Genomic DNA, 17059 nt, shown 5'->3' on the forward strand with positions numbered 1-17059 from the left:
TATTGTCCGAAGACATTAAGAATCCATGTCACTTTGAGTGCCCACACAGATTGTCTGATAAATTGTTAAAGAGCAGTGCAACGCGGCTTTCGCTCACCGTTGCGAGGTGGCGTATATTACGCTTTCCCGCTTCAGAGTCAAGCGTTTATTTTCGCTTTTCTCTGCTGACCCGGCGGCGTGTGTGCCGTTGTTCCGTGTCAGTGGAGGCGCATTATAGGGAGTTATTCTGAAGTGACAAGCACAAAATACAAAAAACTTTTCGTTCGCTCACTTTTCAAACTTAACGCTTATTTAAGTCGCGAATCGCCCGTTAAATGCGCGATCTCCCGCGCAAAACTGGCTACCTGCGACCAGTCGGTGTACACCACTTCTTTATGCGTATCGGTTTCACCGCCCGTCATCTTCATAATAAAGCGGATCATAAAGCGGTCATACCAGCGGTAGCGCGGATAGCGCAGCGCCCCGGCAAAGACCGCGCAAAGTGTTGGCTGCCACGGAGAGTTAAGTAAAAACTTGCGCGTGTAGCTGTTCGTCTGCGGCGTGCGCTTTTCTGCTTTACGGGCAACCAGATTGACCGAGTAGAAGGCACTGGGCAGCTTATTGAGCACGTCCTTATGTTTCTTCACAAAACGATCCAGCGCAGGATGGAAATGCCCGTAACGAATAGACGCCCCAATCACCACACGATCGTACTCCTGCCAGGCAATGTGTTCGGCACGGTTCAGGTTCACCACATCCGCGTAAATGCCCAGCTCTTTTAATTCAGAAGCCAGATAAGCGGCAATCTCGCGCGTTTGTCCGTCCCGCGTAGAGAAAAGAACTAATGTTTTCATTAATGACTCCTTACTCGCGCCAGAATGTTGGGGTAAACAGCACCAGCAGCGTAAAGACCTCAAGACGCCCAAACAGCATGTTAGCGATAAGGATCCACTTCGCCACCGGATTCATGCTGGCAAAGTTATCCGCCACCACGCCCAGCCCAGGCCCGAGGTTATTAAGCGTCGCCACAACGGAGGCGAATGCGGAGAAATCATCCACACCGGTAGCAATAATAGCCAGCATACTGACGATAAAGACCAGCGCATAAGCAGAGAAGAAGCCCCACACCGCTTCGAGAATACGTTCCGGTAGCGCACGATTCCCCAGCTTAATGCTATAAACAGCATTCGGGTGGACCAGGCGCTTCAGCTCGCGGTTCCCCTGTTTAAACAGCAGCAGAATACGAATGACCTTCAGGCCACCGCCCGTAGACCCCGCACAGCCCCCGATAAATGCGGAGCATAAAAGCAGCACCGGCAGGAACAGCGGCCAGCGCGCAATGCTGTCCGTGGTAAAACCGGCGGTTGTTGCCATCGATACTACCTGGAAGAACGCCTGATTTAGCGTGGTCAGCGCGGAGTTGTAGACATTATGGAACCACAGCACCAGGGTACAGATGATCACCAGCGTCAGCTGGACGCCAATGAACATGCGGAACTCTGGGTCACGCCAGTACACTTTCAGGCTGCGCCCGCTCAGTAAAGAGAAGTGCAGCCCGTAGTTACAACCAGAAATCAGCAGGAAAATGGCAATAATAGTGTTAATTGTTGGGCTGTCGAAGTAGCCCACGCTGGCATCGTGCGTGGAGAACCCTCCAATCGCGATCGTCGCGAAGCTGTGTCCGATGGCGTCGAAAGCGGGCATTCCGGCAAACCACAGCGCCAGCGCACAGGCCACCGTCAGTAATACATAGATAAGCCAGAGCGTTTTCGCCGTCTCGGCAATACGCGGGCGCATCTTATTATCTTTCAGCGGCCCGGGCATTTCAGCGCGATAGAGCTGCATCCCACCGACGCCCAGAATGGGCAGGATAGCCACCGCCAGGACGATGATCCCCATCCCGCCGAACCACTGCAGCATCTGGCGATAAAAGAGAATGGCATGGGGAAGAGAATCCAGCCCCACCAGCGTTGTCGCTCCGGTAGTGGTTAAACCAGAGAACGACTCAAAGAACGCATCCGTGATGCTCAGATTGGGCTGTTCAGAGAAGATAAACGGGAGCGAACCGACGCTTCCCAGCACCGTCCAGAACAGCACGACAATCAGAAACCCTTCGCGAGATTTCAGCTCGCCTTTCTCACGACGGTTTGGCCACCAGAGCAGCGATCCGATCGCCAGCGCGACAAAAAAGGTCTGGGTAAACGCACGTCCCGCGCCGTCCCGGTAGATAAGTGCCACCAGTCCTGGGAGAATCATCGTCCCGGAAAAAAGTATGACCAGCAGTCCAACGATTCGGGTTATGGCACGAAAATGCATCTCTGCCGCTTCCTTTGGTATTCAAAAAGTGAGGTGGGGATTATTCTTCAATCGGCAGCAATTGCAACGAACCACGACTAAAATCAGCGAGTTTTGCTGAAAAAGAAGCCAATTCCGCCTGAGGAAGCGCCACGCGTAATTGCACCATTGCCTGGTAATCACTGTGCACAATCACACCGTTAACGTGCTTCAGTAACGCTTCAATGCCCGAAAGCTGCGAGTACTCGCATACCAGAGTATATTCGGTAAGTGGCGTTTTGCGGGTAGTTATCAGCAGATTAAGAGCCTGCTGGACACCGCCACCATAGGCTTTCACCAGCCCACCCGTGCCTAACAAAATGCCGCCGTAGTAGCGAACCACGACGGCGGTGATCTCACCCACGCCGCTGCCCATCAACTGCGAAAGCATAGGTTTACCGGCCGTGCCAGCCGGTTCACCGTCGTCAGAAAACCCCAGCCGTTGCGAATCGTCCGGCGGTCCTGCCACCCACGCCACGCAGTGATGACGTGCGTCAGGATGCTCCGCCCGGACAGACTCAACAAACGCCTTTGCCGCCTCTACGCCGTCGGTATGCGCCAGCAGCGTAATAAAGCGGCTTTTCTTGATTTCCTCGACAAAGGTGACCGGTTCAGCCGGTATCAGCCAGCTTTCCATCAGGCCAGCTTCAGGTCTCGCGTCATATTCTCGATACCGTTCTCGTGAATAACCACGTTATCTTCGATACGAATGCCGCCAAACGGCTTCAGCGCGTCAATTTTTTCCCAGTTGAAGTGCTTGCTGAACTGCCCTTCACGCCACGGCGCCAGCAGGGATTCAATAAAGTAGATCCCCGGCTCGATGGTCAATACCATGCGCGGCTCAAGAATACGGGTACAGCGCAGGTAAGGATATTTAGACGGTGCCGCCAGGTGCGTGCCGGTATCATCCTGCATAAAGCCCGCAACATCGTGAACCTGCAGGCCCAGCGGGTGGCCGATACCGTGCGGCATAAATGGCCCGGTCAGATCGTTCTCGACCATCGCCTCTTCGCTCATGTCTTTCACAATCTGATGCTTACGCAGCAGTTTGGCGATGCGCTGATGGAACTGGATGTGGTAATCCACGTAGCTGGTTCCCGCCTTCATGGTGCCAATCAGCGCCAGCTGTTCATCGTTCACGTCTTTAATCAGCTGGGCGAAATCGGTATCTGCATTCGCCGCCCAGGTGCGCGTCAGGTCGGCCGCGTAGCCGTTATACTCTGCCCCTGCATCCAGCAGGAAGCTGCGCATTTCCGACGGAACCTGGTGATCCAGTTTGGTGTAGTGAAGCACAGACGCGTGCTCGTTCAGCGCGACGATGTTGCTGTACGGCACGTCGGTATCGCGGTGACCGGTTGCGGTCAGGTAGGCAAGATTGATGTCGAACTCGCTCATGCCCGACTGGAACGCTTCGTGTGCGGCGCGGTGGCCATTTACCGCCGTTTTCTGCGCTTCACGCATGCAGTAAAGTTCGTAATCGGTTTTATACGCGCGGTAATAGTGGAGGTAATCCAGCACCCCTTTCGGGTTGAGTTTATCTGCCGGAATATCCAGACCCAGCGCACGCTCCGGTACAGGGCCGATGTAGCCGATGTTGCCACGCGCGGCAGGCAGCTGGCTGCCAATACCGTCCGCTTTCGGCAGCGCGATGACGTCAATTTCTTCCGTCCAGAAAGAGGTCGGCAGCGGTTCCACGTTGTGCCAGTAATCCACCGGCAGATAGAACCACAGTTTCGGCTTGTTCACGCCATCCACCAACAGCCAGCAATTTGGAACCTGTGTCACCGGCACCCAGGCTTTAAACTGCGGGTTGACCTTAAACGGATAAGCATGGTCATCAAGAAACGTGTTCATCAGCTCGCCGGAGTGGATCAGCAGGGCATCCAGCTTGAAGCGGGCCAGTACATCGCGGGTACGTTCCTGTAGGGTAACGATATGATTTTTATAAAGCGAAGCCAGTGAGTCCATCATTCTTCCTTTCGTTTTTGAGCTCAAGTCATCGCATCTTAGCACACCTCTCTCCGGCTGCGTGATTTCCACCGACCGTGATCAATGCAGCAATTTCTTAATGAGTAATTTGCATTTTATTAACATAAATTCCACACTCCGTCTCATCTGGTATGACCAGATCCACTTGCTGGATTCAGGAGACTGACATGCTTTACAAAGGCGACACCCTGTACCTCAACTGGCTGGAAGACGGCATTGCCGAACTGGTGTTCGATGCCCCCGGCTCAGTGAACAAGCTTGATACCGCGACGGTGGCCAGTCTTGGCCAGGCGCTGGATGTTCTTGAAAAACAACCTGAATTAAAAGGGCTGCTGCTGCGTTCGAACAAAGCGGCCTTTATTGTCGGTGCCGATATCACCGAGTTCCTTTCGCTTTTCCTGGTGCCTGAAGAACAGCTGAGCCAGTGGCTGCACTTTGCCAACAGCGTCTTTAATCGTCTGGAAGATCTGCCTGTTCCGACCATTTCCGCCGTTAACGGCTACGCGCTGGGCGGCGGCTGCGAATGCGTACTGGCGACCGACTACCGTCTGGCGACGCCGGATCTGCGCATCGGCCTGCCGGAAACCAAGCTGGGCATCATGCCGGGCTTTGGCGGCTCCGTGCGTATGCCGCGCATGCTGGGTGCCGACAGCGCGCTGGAGATCATTGCAGCAGGTAAAGATGTCGGCGCAGAACAGGCGCAGAAAATCGGCCTGGTCGACGGCGTCGTGAAACCAGAGAAACTGGTTGAAGGCGCACTCGCCATCCTGCGTCAGGCAATCAATGGCGACCTCGACTGGAAAGCCAAACGCCAGCCGAAGCTGGAGCCGTTAAAGCTCAGCAAAATTGAAGCCACCATGAGCTTCACCATCGCTAAAGGCATGGTAATGCAGACGGCGGGTAAACATTACCCGGCACCTATTACGGCGGTGAAAACCATTGAAGCCGCGGCCCGCCTCGGTCGCGACGAAGCGCTGAAGCTCGAAAATCAGAGCTTTGTCCCGCTGGCGCACACCAATGAAGCCCGCGCGCTGGTTGGCATCTTCCTTAACGATCAGTTCGTTAAAGGAAAGGCGAAACAGCTGACCAAAAACGTTGAGACGCCAAAACACGCGGCGGTTCTCGGCGCCGGTATTATGGGTGGCGGCATCGCTTATCAGTCGGCCTGGAAAGGCGTGCCGGTGGTGATGAAAGACATCAGCGAGAAATCCCTGACGCTGGGCATGACCGAAGCGGCCAAGCTGCTGAATAAACAGCTGGAGCGCGGCAAAATTGACGGGCTGAAGCTTGCGGGCGTGATCGCCACCATTCAGCCTGTGCTGGAGTACAGCGGTTTTGACCGTGTCGACGTGGTGGTTGAAGCGGTCGTTGAGAACCCGAAAGTCAAAAAAGCGGTACTGGCGGAAACGGAAGACAAGGTTCGTCCAGAGACCGTGCTGGCCTCTAACACCTCCACCATTCCAATCAGCGAACTGGCGAGCGTGCTGAAGCGTCCGGAAAACTTCTGCGGGATGCACTTCTTTAACCCGGTACACCGTATGCCGCTGGTCGAAGTGATCCGTGGAGAAAAAACCTCTGACGAAACCATCGCTAAAGTGGTGGCATGGGCAAGCAAGATGGGCAAAACGCCGATCGTGGTGAACGACTGCCCGGGCTTCTTCGTCAACCGCGTCCTGTTCCCTTACTTCGCCGGTTTCAGCCAGCTGCTGCGCGACGGTGCGGACTTCCGCAAAATCGACAAAGTGATGGAAAAACAGTTCGGCTGGCCGATGGGCCCGGCGTATCTGCTGGACGTGGTCGGCATTGATACCGCCCACCACGCTCAGGCGGTGATGGCGGCAGGCTTCCCGCAGCGTATGCAGAAAGATTATCGCGACGCGATTGACGCCCTCTTTGACGCCAACCGCTTTGGTCAGAAAAATGGCCTGGGCTTCTGGCGCTATAAAGAAGACAGCAAAGGCAAACCGAAGAAAGAAGAAGATGCCGCGGTGGATGGCCTGCTGGCCGACGTCAGTCAGCCGAAACGCGACTTCTCCGAAGACGAGATCATCGCCCGCATGATGATTCCAATGATCAACGAAGTGGTGCGTTGCCTGGAAGAAGGCATCATCGCCAGCCCGGCAGAAGCGGATATGGCGCTGGTGTACGGCCTGGGCTTCCCTCCGTTCCACGGCGGCGCGTTCCGCTGGCTGGATACGCTCGGCAGCGCCCGCTACCTCGATATGGCGCAGCAGTACCAGCACCTTGGCCCGCTTTATGAGGTGCCAGAAGGTCTGCGTAACAAAGCGCGCCATAACGAACCCTACTATCCAGCAGTTGAGCCAGCCCGTCCGGTTGGCGAACTGAAAACGGCTTAAGGAGTCACAATGGAAAAGGTTGTCATTGTTGATGCGATTCGCACCCCGATGGGCCGTTCAAAAGGCGGCGCGTTCCGTAACGTGCGTGCGGAAGATCTCTCCGCGCACCTGATGCGTAGCCTGCTGGCGCGTAACCCGGCTCTGGATCCAGCCGCGCTGGACGATATCTACTGGGGCTGCGTGCAGCAGACCCTGGAGCAAGGTTTCAACATCGCCCGTAACGCGTCGCTGCTGGCGGAGATCCCGCACTCGGTTCCGGCTGTCACCGTCAACCGCCTGTGCGGTTCGTCCATGCAGGCGCTGCACGACGCGGCGCGCATGATCATGACCGGCGATGCGCAGGCCTGCCTGGTGGGCGGCGTTGAGCACATGGGCCACGTGCCGATGAGCCACGGGGTCGATTTCCACCCGGGCATGAGCCGTAACGTGGCGAAAGCCGCGGGGATGATGGGTCTGACCGCCGAGATGCTCTCTCGTCTGCACGGCATCAGCCGTGAAATGCAGGATGCCTTTGCCGCGCGCTCTCACGCTCGCGCCTGGGCGGCGACGCAGTCCGGCGCCTTTAAGAATGAGATCATCCCGACCGGCGGCCACGACGCAGACGGTGTACTGAAGCAGTTCAGTTACGACGAAGTGATCCGCCCGGAAACCACGGTCGAAACGCTGTCTACCCTGCGCCCGGCATTTGATCCGGTCACCGGCACGGTAACGGCGGGAACGTCGTCGGCGCTGTCCGACGGTGCCGCCGCGATGCTGGTGATGAGCGAAAGCCGCGCCCGCGAGCTGGGCTTAACCCCTCTTGCTCGGGTACGTTCGATGGCGGTCGTGGGCTGCGATCCTTCAATCATGGGTTACGGCCCAGTTCCGGCCTCGAAGCTGGCGCTGAAAAAAGCGGGCTTAACCGCCAGCGACATCGACCTGTTCGAGATGAACGAAGCCTTCGCCGCGCAGATCCTGCCGTGCATTAAAGATCTGGGGCTGATGGATCAGATCGACGAAAAGATTAACCTCAACGGCGGCGCGATCGCTCTCGGTCACCCGCTGGGCTGTTCCGGCGCGCGCATCAGCACGACGCTTATCAACCTGATGGAACGCAAAGATGCCCAGTTTGGTCTGGCAACAATGTGTATCGGGTTGGGTCAGGGTATCGCGACGGTATTTGAAAGAGTGTAATAAAAAAGCCGGACTGCTTTTGCAGCCCGGCATGAGTTTAGTTGCCGTTCTTCCCGCCTGTCAGGGGCGGGTTTTTTGCATTACTGCAGCAGCGAAATATCCGCCACGCGCAGGAACAGCTCGCGCAGTTTCTCGAGCATAGAGAGACGGTTAATACGCAGATCTTTATCGTCCACGTTCACCATCACTTTCTCGAAGAAGGCGTCGATAACGTCACGCAGTTCCGCCAGCTCCACCAGCGCTTCCTGGTAGCGACCTTCTGCGAAGATCGGCTCGAGCTTGTCGCGCAGCACCACAACCTGCATCGCCAGGGCAATTTCTTCCGGCTCTTTCAGGGTTGCAGCGTTCACGCGCTCGTTCAGCGTCTCGTCGGATTTCGCCAGAATGTTCGATACACGCTTGTTGGCCGCGGCCAGGGCTGATGCCGCTTCCAGGGTACGGAAGTGGGACACCGCCTTCATACGCGCATCAAAGTCTGCCGGACGGGTCGGACGACGCGCCAGCACCGCCTGAATGGTGTCAACGGTATAGCCTTCGTCCTGATACCACGCGCGGAAACGACCAAGCATAAAGTCGATAACGTCATCCACGACCTTCGCGTTGGTCAGCTTGTCGCCGTACAGACGCACCGCTTCTTCGGTCAGCGTTTGCAGATCGAGGTTCAGGTTCTTCTCAACGATAATACGCAGCACGCCCAGCGCGGCACGGCGCAGCGCGAACGGGTCTTTATCGCCTTTCGGATGCTGACCGATGCCGAAGATACCCGCCAGGGTGTCCATCTTATCGGCAATCGCCACGGCGCAGGCAACCGGGTTAGACGGCAGATCGTCACCCGCAAAGCGCGGCTGATACTGCTCGTTCAGGGCCACGGCTACATCTTCCGCTTCGCCATCGTGACGCGCGTAGTGCATGCCCATCACGCCCTGGGTGTCGGTAAATTCGAACACCATGTTGGTCATCAGGTCGCACTTGGACAGCAGACCCGCGCGGGTCGCGTGATTGACGTCTGCACCGATTTCACGGGCGATCCAGCCGGACAGCTCCGCGATACGGTCGGTCTTGTCGCGCAGCGTACCCAGCTGCTGCTGGAACAGCACGGTCTGCAGGCGCGGCAGGTTATCTTCCAGACGCTTTTTACGGTCGGTGTTGAAGAAGAACTCCGCATCCGCCAGACGCGGACGAACGACTTTCTCGTTACCGGAGATAATCTGGATCGGATCTTTCGATTCGATGTTCGCCACGAAGATGAAGTTTGGCAGCAGCTTGCCGTCGTTGGCGTATACCGGGAAGTACTTCTGGTCACCTTTCATGGTGTACACCAGCGCTTCAGCCGGAACGGCCAGGAATTTCTCTTCGAACTTCGCGGTCAGCACGACCGGCCATTCGACCAGAGAGGTGACTTCTTCCAGCAGGCTTTCGCTCAGGTCAGCGTTACCGCCAATCTGGCGCGCCGCTTCTTCAGCGTCAGCTTTGATTTTGGCTTTACGCTGCTCGTAGTCGGCAATGACTTTACCGCGCTCCAGCAGGATCTGCGGGTACTGGTCAGCATTGTCGATGGTGAACTCAGGCTCGCCCATGAAGCGGTGGCCGCGGATCACGCGATCGGACGCCACGCCCAGAATGGTCGCAGGAATCACGGTATCGCCCAGCAGCAGAGTCACGGTGTGAACCGGACGCACGAAGTGAACGTCGGATGCTCCCCAGCGCATCAGCTTAGGAATTGGCAGCTTAGCCAGTGAGGTCGCCATCATATCCGGCAGCAGCGCTTCCGCGCTTTCACCTTTCACATGCGCACGATACAGCAGCCACTCACCTTTGTCGGTGGTCAGACGCTCGGCCTGGTCAACGGTGATACCGCAACCACGCGCCCAGCCTTCTGCCGCTTTGCTCGGCTTGCCTTCCGCGTCGAACGCCTGAGCAATGGCCGGGCCACGTTTTTCCACTTCACGATCCGGCTGAGACGCCGCCAGATTTGCCACTTTCAGCGCCAGACGGCGCGGGGCAGCAAACCACTCAATTTTACCGTGTGCCAGGCCAGCGTTATCCAGCTCGGCGGTCACGTTCGCAGCAAATGATTCAGCCAGGCTGCGCAGGGCTTTTGGTGGCAGCTCTTCGGTGCCGATTTCCACCAGGAAAGTTTTTTCAGACATGGCCGCCTCTTATTTGTTTCGGTTGCACATCGGGAAGCCAAGGGCTTCACGGGACGCATAGTAAGCTTCTGCAACGGCTTTGGTCAGGGTACGAATACGCAGAATGTAGCGCTGACGTTCAGTCACGGAGATGGCTTTGCGGGCGTCCAGCAGGTTGAAGCTGTGGGCGGCCTTCAGAATACGCTCGTAGGCAGGCAGCGGCAGCGGAGTCTCCAGCGCCAGCAGATGCTGCGCTTCTTTCTCGTACTGCTCGAAGCAGGTGAACAGGAAGTCCACGTCCGCGTATTCGAAGTTATAGGTGGATTGCTCCACTTCGTTCTGATGGAACACGTCGCCGTAGGTGGTTTTACCCAGCGGGCCGTCGCTCCAGACCAGGTCGTAAACGCTGTCTACGCCCTGAATGTACATGGCCAGACGTTCCAGACCGTAGGTGATTTCACCGGTGATCGGCTTACATTCCAGACCGCCAACCTGCTGGAAGTAAGTGAACTGCGTCACTTCCATGCCGTTCAGCCACACTTCCCAGCCCAGACCCCAGGCACCCAGCGTTGGGTTTTCCCAGTTATCTTCCACGAAACGAATGTCGTGAATGGTCGGGTCCATACCCAGCTCTTTCAGCGACCCGAGGTACAGTTCCTGAATGTTGTCTGGTGATGGCTTAATCACCACCTGGAACTGATAGTAGTGCTGCAGACGGTTCGGGTTTTCGCCGTAACGGCCATCGGTAGGACGACGTGAAGGCTGCACATACGCGGTCGCCATTGGCTCCGGCCCCAACGCGCGCAAGCTGGTCATTGGGTGTGAGGTGCCTGCGCCTACTTCCATGTCCAAAGGTTGAACAATGGTGCAGCCCTGACGAGCCCAGTAATCCTGTAAGGTCAGGATCAGGCCCTGGAAGGTCTTGGTATCAAACTTTTGCATAGTATTTCGTGCTGGATACGTGTGGTTTTAAATGGAAGGGATCAGTATACCCGCTGGCTGCAAGATATACAGTACGAAACGGGGTTGTTTAAGATAAATTGGGGAATAAGGCGCGCAGCCAGAACGCCAGGGCATTGTGGCTGCTGATTATACGAGCAGATTAGCGCATCGAGAGATGTAAAAACTGACCGTCCGCGTCAAAAGAACAGACAAAGCCTTCTTTACGCGCAGTATAGCCTTTTAGCTCATAGCTCCCCTGAAAGCGCTCAAATCCGTTAACCGTAATTTTCTGCACCTCGGAATTATAGCGGCGCGCCGCCTGGTCTTTGCAGAGCTGCTCCATATTCAGCGAACGTTCAGGGCTGATTTTCCCCTGCTGTGCTTTTTGTTCAGGCACGTCCTGCGAGGCGCTGCACCCCGCCAGTATGAGTAGCAGAAAGAGTGACGCCACACGCTTCATCATCATTTTTATTACCGCCCCGGTCAGTGGCTGTTATTTTTAATATCAACGCTTTTATAGATTATGGTGCGTCATTCTGCGAATCTCGCGCTCCTCGTACAAGTTAAGCGAGTTAAACTCAGAATTTTCCAAGGGGAAAGTTTTACACAATCGCAGTCACACTTTCTTTATCAGAAATACAGAGGAACTGATGTCGTCAAAAATTAACTGGATTGATAACCTGCGCGGAATAGCCTGTTTGATGGTGGTAATGATCCACACGACAACCTGGTATGTCACCAACGCGCACAGCATCAGCCACGTTAACTGGGATATCGCTAATATCCTTAACTCCGCTTCCCGCGTGAGTGTGCCGCTGTTCTTTATGATTTCCGGCTTTCTCTTCTTTGGCGAACGCAGTGCGCAACCGAGGCATTTTATCCGCATCGCGTCATGCCTGGGTTTCTACAGCGCCATTGCGCTGCTCTACATCACGCTTTTCACCACAATTAACGCTGAACTTTCGCTGAAAAACGTGCTGCAGAAACCGATCTTCTATCACCTGTGGTTCTTCTTCGCCATTATCGTTATCTATCTGCTTTCCCCGCTAATCCAGGTGAAAAACGTCAGCGGGAAAATGCTCCTGGCCCTGATGGTGGTGATTGGCATCATCGCCAACCCGAATACGGTCTCGCAGAAAATCGACGGCGTTGAGTGGTTGCCGGTGAACCTCTATATCAACGGCGATACCTTCTACTACGTGCTTTACGGCCTGCTGGGGCGCGCCATTGGTATGATGGATACACAAAAACGGAGCATGAACTGGCTTTGTGGAGCGCTGTTTATCATCGGTGTGGTCGTGATTTCGCGCGGTACGCTTTACGAGCTGAAGTGGCGCGGGAATTTTGCCGATACCTGGTATCTGTACTGCGGCCCGATGGTTTTTATCTGTTCAGTATCCCTGCTGATACTCGTCAAAAATACGCTCAATGAACGCCCGCTTCCCCTGGTGGGATTTATTTCGCGCCACTCGCTGGGGATTTACGGTTTTCACGCGCTGGTGATCCATGCGCTTCGCACGCGTGGAATTGAGCTCAAAAGCTGGCCGCTGCTGGATATTATCTGGATTTTTGCCGCCACGCTGGTCGTAAGCTTATTGCTGTCGATGCTGTTGCAAAAAATAGATACCCGTCGCTTCGTTAGTTAGCGATTCTTTGCCGGGCACGGTGGAACTGGCGCGGGGAGGAAAACCCTGCCGCCAGCGACGCCTGCTCCACCCCACGCCCCTGCAACAACCACTGTTCGGCCACGGCCAGACGCAATTGCTCAAGGTAATCCCTAACGCTTATCCCTAAATGTTCCTGAAAAAGCCGGGTCAGGTGGCGTGGGCTGACGTGCGCCTGCGCGGCGATATCCGGTATCTGCCACGCTTTTTGCGGCTCAGCGGTAAGGGCGTCCTGAGCGCGGTGGATAGCCGGGTGAAGATGATTGCGGTAGCGTAGCCAGGGTGAAAGCTGCGGATCGTCCCCGGAGCGGCGGAACCAGACCACCATCTCACGCGCGACGGCCAGGGCTTTTTCTGGCCCACAAAGGCGGTTAATCATATGCAGCGCCAGATCGATGCCCGACGTGATCCCTGCGCTGGTCCAGATATTCTCATCCTGCACAAATATGCGGTTCTCTTTAATCGTCGCCGTGGGGGCTGCGGCGCGTAAGCGGCTAATGACGTCATGATGCGTGGTGCACTGCCGGTTATTCAACAAGCCCGACTTTGCCGCCAGCAACGCGCCGGAACAGACGCACATCACGGCGATCTCCCGGCGCTGGATCTGCGGCTGCAGCCGCATTAGCCAGTGCTGGACCTGCTGCGCCTGGGGGGTTGAGAACTGAACGAGGGAGTCGCTGACTCCCGGCAGCACAAGCAAGCTCCCTTCTGGCAGACGTTCCGGCAGCGGCTGAATGCCACTCATCGTCAGGCCAATCGACGTCTGAACGTCAGGCTGTGGGCCAATGTAATGCAGACGAAACGCGTCGCCTGCCAGCACAAAGGTTTCTGCCGGGCCGGTCATGTCTAATGACAGCACCCCGGGCAACATAACGAACCAGACGTCTATGCTCATTACAATGACTCCAGCGTCTCCGCTACCGTTTTAATCTCGGCAAAACGCCCGGCCAGCACCGTCTCGGTGCGATGACGCAGTTCGTCAGCGCTAAGCGTAATTCCCTTGTACGTCATCGGGAACGTCAGCGTAGCCTCGCTCACAAAGGTCACGGCATAGCCCAGGTCAGAGGCCACCCGTGCGGTGGTTTCACAGCATTGTTCTGTGCGAATGCCGCAGATAATCAGTCGGTTGATATCACGCTCGCGCAGCCAGCGGTCGAGCCCGGTGTCCGTAAAGGCATTATGGACGTGTTTCTGGAAAACCACATCCGGCTGATGACGTAAAAAGGCCATCGGTTTGACATAGCCGCTTTCCAGGGTGAAGGGACCGTCTTCATCTACATGAAAAATATCAACGACCGGAATATTGCGCGACTTGCAGCCTTCAATCAGCCCCAGCATGGCCTGCTGAAAGGCAGGAATATCGCCCTCCTGCCAGTATACGCGATGATGAAATGACTGCTGAGTGTCAATATTGATTAATGCGGTGCGGGACATGATGGAACTCCTCGTCAGTGGGTATGACCTTATCCTGACGAGGAAACGCAGGCACGAACAGACCAAAAAAGGACATCGTCATGCCTCTATCAGACAATCGTTTTAAGACATTAACGGCAGCAGCTGCTGGTAGATCCTGCGGAACACATCACGCCTTTCCGCGTAGCGCGAATGTCGTGCTGCGTCAGGAAGATGCGTTTGCTCAAGCGCAAGCTGTGGCAGCAACTGTGCGAGGGGTTTATCAGGGTTTACGGCTATCTGTGCCAGCCGCGCTGCGCCAAGCGCAGGCCCGACGTCGCCCCCGGTGCGATAATCAAGCTGTAGCCCGCTGATATCAGACAGCATCTGCCGCCAGTAACTGCTGCGCGCGCCGCCGCCAATGAGCGTAATGCTTGATGGCTTCAGCCCACAGTCATGTACGACGTCCATCCCATCCGCCAGCGCATACCCGACGCCCTCCAGTACCGCACGCGCCAGTTCAGCCGGGCCATGTTGATGAGTTAAACCGAAAAACACCCCTTTCGCTTCCGGGTTGTTGTGCGGCGTACGCTCGCCGGAAAGATAGGGTAAAAACCAGACGGCACCGGCATTTTCATCCGCCTGCTGCGCGGCTTCGATAAACGCAGGGACATCCGCCATTCCGGTCAGCTTCGCTGCCCAGTCAAGGCAGGATGCCGCACTCAGCATCACCGACATCAAATGCCATTTCCCCGGCAGGGCATGACAGAAGCTGTGGACCGCGCTTTCAGGGTTGCTGCGATACCCGTCGCTGACGGCAAAATAGACGCCGGAGGTTCCCAGCGAGAGCATCGCCTGCCCTGCCTCTACCATCCCGACACCGACAGCGCCCGCCGCGTTGTCGCCGCCGCCAGCCACCACCGGTACGGCAGGCATATTCCAGCGTTCGGCAATGGAGGATTGCAGCGTGCCGGTGACCTCGCTGCCTTCGAAGAGCACAGGCATATGGTCACGAGTCAGATGGCAGGCATCCAGCATCGCCTCGCTCCAGTCGCGTTTCGCCACATCGAGCCACATCGTCCCCGCCGCGTCAGACATATCACTGGCGAAATCACCCGTCATGCGAAAACGGAGATAATCTTTCGGCAGCAGAACTTTCGCGACCTGACGAAAAATCTCAGGTTCATGGCGCTGTACCCACAAGAGTTTTGGTGCGGTGAAACCCGGCATCATCAGGTTGCCGGTGATGTCACGAGAGGTCGGTACCCGTTCTTCAAGAAGCGCACACTCTTCTGCACAGCGACCGTCGTTCCAGAGGATCGCAGGACGCAACACGCGATGCTGGCTGTCCAGCAGCGTTGCGCCGTGCATTTGTCCGGCAATTCCCAGCGCTTTTACGTCACGGAGACTGTGCTGCGCACCTAAGGCTGTGATTGCGCGATCTGTCGCCTGCCACCACTGCTCCGGGTCCTGTTCAGACCACAGCGGATGCGGACGTGAAACCTGCAGTTTTTCCGTCTGCGTGTCTAACACGTCGCCCTGTTCGCTTAACAGGATGGCTTTCACACCCGATGTGCCAAGATCGATCCCGATATACATTGTGGTGACTCCTTTGACAGAAATGCCCGGTAGCGCTGCGCTTACCGGGCCGACATGCGGTTATTTATCGAACAGGTAATGATTGACCAGATTTTCCAGCAGTTCCTGGTGCCCGCTCTGATGCTGCGGTGCCAGCTGATGCTGTTCAGCGTACTTCGCGATCTCAGCAAGCGATAACTGGCCTTTCAATATTTGCTGGCCCAGCTCACTGTTCCAGCCGCTATAACGCTTCGCCACGCGTTTATCCAGCTCACCGTCTTCAATCATTCGGGCGGCGATTTTCAGCGCCAGCGCCATGGTGTCCATCGCGCCAATGTGACCGTAGAACAGATCGTACTTATCGGTGCTTTGACGACGCACTTTGGCGTCGAAGTTCAGACCGCCGGTGGTGAAGCCACCCGCTTTGATGATTTCGTACATCACCAGCGCATTCTCTTCCACGCTGTTTGGGAACTGGTCGGTGTCCCAGCCGAGCTGTGCATCGCCCCGGTTTGCATCCACAGAACCAAAGATGCCCAGCGCAATGGCGGACGCAATTTCGTGATGGAAAGAGTGGCCCGCGAGGGTAGCGTGGTTAGCCTCAATGTTCACTTTGATCTCTTTTTCCAGACCAAATTGCTTCAGGAAGCCGTACACGGTTGCGACATCATAATCGTACTGATGCTTGGTCGGCTCTTGCGGCTTAGGTTCAATCAGCAGCGTACCGCGGAAACCGATTTTGTGTTTATGCTCGACAACCATCTGCATAAAGCGACCAATCTGTTCACGCTCCTGGCGCAGATCGGTGTTCAGCAGGGTTTCGTACCCTTCACGACCGCCCCACAGCACGTAGTTCTCACCGCCCAGCTGGTGCGTGGCGTTCATCGCCGTCACCACCTGTGTGGCCGCCCAGCTGAACACTTCGGGATCCGGATTCGTTGCCGCACCCGCGCCGTAGCGAGGGTTAGTGAAGCAGTTTGCCGTGCCCCACAGCAGCTTCACGCCGCTCTGCTGCTGTTTTGCCGCGAGCACGTCCACCATCTGCGCAAAGTTGTTCAGATACTCTTTCAGCGACGCGCCTTCCGGAGAGACATCCACATCGTGGAAGCAGTAATACGGCACATTCAGCTTATGGAAGAATTCAAACGCGACATCCGCTTTACGCTTCGCCAGTTCGATGGCTTCGCCAGGCTGTTGCCATGGACGGTCAAAAGAACCCACACCGAACATATCGGCACCATTCCAGCAGAACGTATGCCAGTAACAGGCGGCAAAGCGCAGATGATCTTCCATGCGCTTACCCAGCACCAGCTCATCCGGGTTGTAGTGACGAAATGCTAAAGGATTGGTCGTTTTCGTGCCTTCGTAACGAACGCGATCGAGTTGGTCGAAATAAGCTTGCATATTGAGCTCCATAATCAGGGTATGCGGCGAGTCGTAGATACAGGAGTAATAGTGAATACACATTCCGGCTTGCTCAATTACGTTATTTCACACTGCTATTGAGAGAATGCACAACTGT

The 17059-nt window shown here is 56.1% G+C and carries 14 protein-coding genes; 3 read left to right on the forward strand and 11 right to left on the reverse strand.

Going from position 1 to position 17059, the window contains the following annotated elements; genetic code table 11:
* Positions 1-287: 287 nt before the first annotated feature.
* Genes hemG through pepQ form a run of 4 tightly spaced genes read right to left on the reverse strand, consistent with a single transcriptional unit; the run spans position 288 to position 4281 of the window.
* Positions 288-833: a menaquinone-dependent protoporphyrinogen IX dehydrogenase gene (gene hemG, locus K5E19_RS21325; protein ID WP_221552970.1), complete on the reverse strand. Its 546-nt coding sequence runs from the start codon at positions 831-833 to the stop codon at positions 288-290.
* 10 nt (positions 834-843) lie between these two features.
* Complete coding sequence (trkH, locus tag K5E19_RS21330; RefSeq protein ID WP_221552971.1) at positions 844-2295, reverse strand: Trk system potassium transporter TrkH; 1452 nt, start codon at positions 2293-2295, stop codon at positions 844-846.
* Positions 2296-2335: 40 nt separating this feature from the next.
* The gene (locus K5E19_RS21335) at positions 2336-2950 is read right to left on the reverse strand and encodes an IMPACT family protein (protein WP_221552972.1); all 615 of its coding nucleotides are present in this window, start codon (positions 2948-2950) and stop codon (positions 2336-2338) included.
* Entirely contained in the window at positions 2950-4281 is a 1332-nt protein-coding gene (gene pepQ, locus K5E19_RS21340; RefSeq protein WP_221553020.1) for a Xaa-Pro dipeptidase, read from the reverse strand. The genes K5E19_RS21335 and pepQ overlap by 1 nt, the downstream gene beginning before the upstream one ends.
* A 188-nt stretch (positions 4282-4469) precedes the next feature.
* Between pepQ and fadB the strand changes: the two genes are divergently transcribed.
* Together fadB and fadA are read left to right on the forward strand one after the other, a co-directional pair.
* Positions 4470-6659 (forward strand): fatty acid oxidation complex subunit alpha FadB, encoded by a 2190-nt coding sequence (fadB, locus tag K5E19_RS21345; RefSeq protein WP_221552973.1) that lies wholly within the window; start codon positions 4470-4472, stop codon positions 6657-6659.
* Positions 6660-6668: 9 nt separating this feature from the next.
* Positions 6669-7832 carry an acetyl-CoA C-acyltransferase FadA gene (gene fadA, locus K5E19_RS21350; RefSeq protein WP_221552974.1) on the forward strand — a complete coding sequence of 388 codons (1164 nt, stop codon included), beginning with the start codon at positions 6669-6671 and terminating at the stop codon, positions 7830-7832.
* 80 nt (positions 7833-7912) lie between these two features.
* Here fadA and glyS read toward each other — a convergent pair whose 3' ends face one another.
* From glyS to K5E19_RS21365, 3 genes are all read right to left on the reverse strand, one after another.
* On the reverse strand, positions 7913-9982 hold the full coding sequence (gene glyS / locus K5E19_RS21355) for a glycine--tRNA ligase subunit beta (protein WP_221552976.1): 2070 nt from the start codon (positions 9980-9982) through the stop codon (positions 7913-7915).
* A gap of 9 nt (positions 9983-9991) precedes the next feature.
* Positions 9992-10903 carry a glycine--tRNA ligase subunit alpha gene (glyQ, locus tag K5E19_RS21360; RefSeq protein WP_221552977.1) on the reverse strand — a complete coding sequence of 304 codons (912 nt, stop codon included), beginning with the start codon at positions 10901-10903 and terminating at the stop codon, positions 9992-9994.
* A 160-nt stretch (positions 10904-11063) separates the two neighbouring features.
* On the reverse strand, positions 11064-11369 hold the full coding sequence (locus tag K5E19_RS21365) for a YsaB family lipoprotein (RefSeq protein WP_221552978.1): 306 nt from the start codon (positions 11367-11369) through the stop codon (positions 11064-11066).
* Between the two features lie 184 nt (positions 11370-11553).
* Between K5E19_RS21365 and K5E19_RS21370 the strand changes: the two genes are divergently transcribed.
* The gene (locus K5E19_RS21370; protein ID WP_221552979.1) at positions 11554-12549 is read left to right on the forward strand and encodes an acyltransferase; all 996 of its coding nucleotides are present in this window, start codon (positions 11554-11556) and stop codon (positions 12547-12549) included.
* Here the strand turns inward: K5E19_RS21370 and K5E19_RS21375 are convergent.
* From K5E19_RS21375 to xylA, 4 genes are all read right to left on the reverse strand, one after another.
* On the reverse strand, positions 12542-13462 hold the full coding sequence (locus K5E19_RS21375) for a GlxA family transcriptional regulator (protein WP_221552980.1): 921 nt from the start codon (positions 13460-13462) through the stop codon (positions 12542-12544). The two genes, K5E19_RS21370 and K5E19_RS21375, sit on opposite strands and share 8 nt — an antisense overlap.
* A complete protein-coding gene (locus K5E19_RS21380) occupies positions 13462-14001 on the reverse strand; it encodes an isochorismatase family protein (protein ID WP_221552981.1) in 540 nt (179 codons plus the stop codon). The genes K5E19_RS21375 and K5E19_RS21380 overlap by 1 nt, the downstream gene beginning before the upstream one ends.
* A gap of 102 nt (positions 14002-14103) precedes the next feature.
* Positions 14104-15558: a xylulokinase gene (gene xylB / locus K5E19_RS21385; RefSeq protein WP_221552982.1), complete on the reverse strand. Its 1455-nt coding sequence runs from the start codon at positions 15556-15558 to the stop codon at positions 14104-14106.
* A gap of 60 nt (positions 15559-15618) precedes the next feature.
* On the reverse strand, positions 15619-16941 hold the full coding sequence (gene xylA, locus K5E19_RS21390; protein WP_221552983.1) for a xylose isomerase: 1323 nt from the start codon (positions 16939-16941) through the stop codon (positions 15619-15621).
* Positions 16942-17059 lie beyond the last annotated feature (118 nt).

This window comes from Enterobacter sp. RIT637 (assembly GCF_019718755.1).
Taxonomy (GTDB): Bacteria; Pseudomonadota; Gammaproteobacteria; order Enterobacterales; family Enterobacteriaceae; genus Enterobacter.

Coding starts and splice junctions, on each gene's coding strand:
- fadA (WP_221552974.1), top strand. CDS start 6,669: ATGGAAAAGGTTGTCATTGTTGATGCGATTCGCACCCCGATGGGCCGT.
- K5E19_RS21365 (WP_221552978.1), bottom strand. CDS start 11,369: ATGATGATGAAGCGTGTGGCGTCACTCTTTCTGCTACTCATACTGGCG.
- trkH (WP_221552971.1), bottom strand. CDS start 2,295: ATGCATTTTCGTGCCATAACCCGAATCGTTGGACTGCTGGTCATACTT.
- K5E19_RS21375 (WP_221552980.1), bottom strand. CDS start 13,462: ATGAGCATAGACGTCTGGTTCGTTATGTTGCCCGGGGTGCTGTCATTA.
- K5E19_RS21370 (WP_221552979.1), top strand. CDS start 11,554: ATGTCGTCAAAAATTAACTGGATTGATAACCTGCGCGGAATAGCCTGT.
- K5E19_RS21335 (WP_221552972.1), bottom strand. CDS start 2,950: ATGGAAAGCTGGCTGATACCGGCTGAACCGGTCACCTTTGTCGAGGAA.
- fadB (WP_221552973.1), top strand. CDS start 4,470: ATGCTTTACAAAGGCGACACCCTGTACCTCAACTGGCTGGAAGACGGC.
- glyQ (WP_221552977.1), bottom strand. CDS start 10,903: ATGCAAAAGTTTGATACCAAGACCTTCCAGGGCCTGATCCTGACCTTA.
- xylA (WP_221552983.1), bottom strand. CDS start 16,941: ATGCAAGCTTATTTCGACCAACTCGATCGCGTTCGTTACGAAGGCACG.
- pepQ (WP_221553020.1), bottom strand. CDS start 4,281: ATGGACTCACTGGCTTCGCTTTATAAAAATCATATCGTTACCCTACAG.
- K5E19_RS21380 (WP_221552981.1), bottom strand. CDS start 14,001: ATGTCCCGCACCGCATTAATCAATATTGACACTCAGCAGTCATTTCAT.
- glyS (WP_221552976.1), bottom strand. CDS start 9,982: ATGTCTGAAAAAACTTTCCTGGTGGAAATCGGCACCGAAGAGCTGCCA.
- xylB (WP_221552982.1), bottom strand. CDS start 15,558: ATGTATATCGGGATCGATCTTGGCACATCGGGTGTGAAAGCCATCCTG.
- hemG (WP_221552970.1), bottom strand. CDS start 833: ATGAAAACATTAGTTCTTTTCTCTACGCGGGACGGACAAACGCGCGAG.